This window comes from uncultured Fibrobacter sp. (genome assembly GCF_937877005.1).
GTDB lineage: Bacteria > Fibrobacterota > Fibrobacteria > Fibrobacterales > Fibrobacteraceae > Fibrobacter.
The window spans coordinates 1-1,505 of record NZ_CALEFV010000077.1 but is presented as its reverse complement, the minus strand read 5'-3'; the positions used below and the strand labels follow the sequence as shown (position 1 = coordinate 1,505).

At 53.4% G+C, this 1,505-nt stretch carries 2 protein-coding genes; both read left to right on the top strand.

Features of this window, described 5'->3' with window-relative positions; genetic code table 11:
* On the top strand, nucleotides 1-1,310 hold a 1,310-nt coding region (locus tag Q0628_RS04335), incomplete at its 5' end, for an InlB B-repeat-containing protein (protein WP_298768500.1).
* A gap of 22 nt (nucleotides 1,311-1,332) precedes the next feature.
* On the top strand, nucleotides 1,333-1,505 hold a 173-nt coding region (locus tag Q0628_RS04330), incomplete at its 3' end, for a GTP cyclohydrolase I (protein ID WP_366979041.1).

Sequence of the window (1,505 nt, the reverse complement as noted above, 5' to 3'; positions counted from 1 at the left end):
AAATTCACTACGTCTTGAACGGAGGCGAAAACAGCGAACTGAATCCGGCGGGGTATGCCAAGGGTGATTCAGCCATCGTTCTTGCCGACCCGCAAAAAGAAAACGACGAATTCGAAGGCTGGTTCCTGGACGAAGACTTTACGCAAAGAGTCGATACCATCAAGACGGAACATTACGGCGATTGGACTCTCTACGCCAAATGGAAGAGCTACTTTGTCGTCGATATCGAAATGAACGGCGGCCAGTTCTACAATGGTACCGAATTCTACAAGCCGCATGTAGTCAAGTGGTCGGCGGATTCTGCGGCCTATGTGCTCGGTAAGGCTTACTGGTCCGGCTTTGAATTTGCGGGCTGGTATGCGGACTCGCTTTTGGAACAGGAAATCACGGAAATCCCTGCCGGTAATACAGAGGACTTGACGGTATACGCCAAGTGGAATACGACGGAATATACGATTACGTACCACATGAACGGTGGCGAAAACAGCCTGGAAAACTTGACTGCGTTCAATGCCGCCGATGTCGGTTTTGAATTCAAGGCGCCCGCTCGCGAAGGTGCTAAATTCTACCGCTGGACGCCGGAAAAGCTCAGCTACTATTCGGCAGTCCAGTTGACGGAAAAGAAAAGCATCGATCTGTTTGCGGAATGGACTCCGGCCCCGCAAGTGCCCGAACAGGATACAGCGGGCTGTTACCACTTGAAGAACAAGGAAGAACTCTACTGGTTTGCGGGCCTTGTCAACGGCACCTTGGACAGCACCGTGCGCAACCCCAAGGCATGCGCTACGCTTGATTCCGACATTGTCATCAACGAAAACATGTGGCAGGATTCCGCTTTGAATCTCGACGATTCGCTGACCTATTTCGTGTGGGACGCCATCTGGGATTACGAAGGAACTTTCCTGGGTAACGGACATTCCATTACGGGCTTGCTTGCAAATAGCAGCTGCGGTGACGAACACCTGTTCGCGGGCCTGTTCTGCAATGCGAGCAGCTACAAGAATGTCGTGAATGTCAAGGTGAATGGCTCGTACGTCCAAGAATTTGGCTACATCGACAATTTTGTCATTACCGGCGGCACCATGCCTGCTCAGCCCGGAACGCTCCAGGGCGAATGGCGCGCCGTAGTGGGCGGCAAGAGCGTAAGCCTGTTCGGGCTTGCTCCGGGCAAGATGCTTTTCGTGTACGACCTGCAGGGCCGCCTGCTTCGCCGCGAAAGGACGGAACCGACGATGCTTATGGATTTCATGGATGCGGGCAAGTTCCTGATCCGCTACGGAAACGAAACTCGCGCTGTCACGATTCGCTGATTTTGCTATCTTTGGCCCCATGATGGATTTTAAGAAAATGGAAGACGGCTTCCGGATGATTCTGGAAGGCATGGGCGAAAACCCGAACCGCGAAGGTCTTGTCGATACGCCCAAGCGTGTCGCCAAGATGTACGCCGAACTCATGACGGGCCTTTCGGGCGAGGGGCTTTTGCTTGACCTTTACTGTGGCGCGGG